The organism is Rosenbergiella gaditana, assembly GCF_018494065.1.
Taxonomy (GTDB): domain Bacteria; phylum Pseudomonadota; class Gammaproteobacteria; order Enterobacterales; family Enterobacteriaceae; genus Rosenbergiella; species Rosenbergiella gaditana.
Window position 1 is genome coordinate 1 of the sequence record NZ_JABBFR010000055.1, and the last position, 1,085, is coordinate 1,085.

Consider the following 1,085-nt stretch of genomic DNA (forward strand, 5'->3'; position numbering starts at 1 on the left):
ATGGCTAAAGAGCAATTTCAACGTAATAAACCACACGTAAACGTGGGAACCATCGGTCACGTTGACCACGGTAAAACCACTTTAACTGCTGCAATCACTACCGTTTTAGCAAAAACTTACGGCGGTGCTGCGCGTGCATTCGATCAAATCGATAACGCGCCAGAAGAAAAAGCACGTGGTATCACCATCAATACTTCACACGTAGAGTACGAAACTCCAAGCCGTCACTATGCACACGTTGACTGCCCAGGACACGCCGACTACGTTAAAAACATGATCACCGGTGCTGCACAGATGGATGGAGCGATCCTGGTTGTTGCGGCAACTGATGGTCCTATGCCACAAACTCGTGAGCACATCCTGTTAGGTCGCCAAGTAGGTGTTCCTTACATCATCGTGTTCCTGAACAAATGTGACATGGTTGATGATGAAGAGCTGTTAGAGCTAGTTGAAATGGAAGTTCGTGACCTGCTGTCACAATACGACTTCCCAGGCGACGACACTCCAATCGTACGCGGTTCAGCGCTGAAAGCACTGGAAGGCGACGCAGAGTGGGAAGCTAAAGTTGTTGAGCTTGCTGGTCACTTGGATGCTTACATCCCAGAACCACAACGTGCAATCGACCTGCCATTCCTTCTGCCAATCGAAGACGTATTCTCAATCTCAGGCCGTGGTACTGTTGTAACGGGTCGTGTAGAGCGCGGGATCGTTAAAGTAGGTGAAGAAGTTGAAATCGTTGGTATCAAAGATACAGCGAAATCTACTTGTACTGGTGTTGAAATGTTCCGTAAGCTTCTTGACCAAGGTCAAGCAGGTGAGAACGTTGGTGTTCTTCTGCGTGGTATCAAGCGTGAAGAAATCGAACGTGGTCAAGTTCTTGCGAAACCAGGTTCAATCAAGCCACACACCCAGTTCGAGTCAGAAGTCTATATTCTGTCTAAAGACGAAGGCGGCCGTCATACTCCGTTCTTCAAAGGCTACCGTCCACAGTTCTACTTCCGTACAACTGACGTGACTGGAACCATCGAACTGCCAGAAGGCGTTGAAATGGTAATGCCAGGCGACAACATCAAAATGGTTGTTAC

At 48.2% G+C, this 1,085-nt stretch carries 1 protein-coding gene; it reads left to right on the top strand.

Annotated elements, in window-relative coordinates:
• A partial coding sequence (gene tuf, locus HH682_RS15400) for an elongation factor Tu (protein WP_214238360.1) occupies window positions 1–1,085 on the top strand: 1,085 nt, incomplete at its 3' end.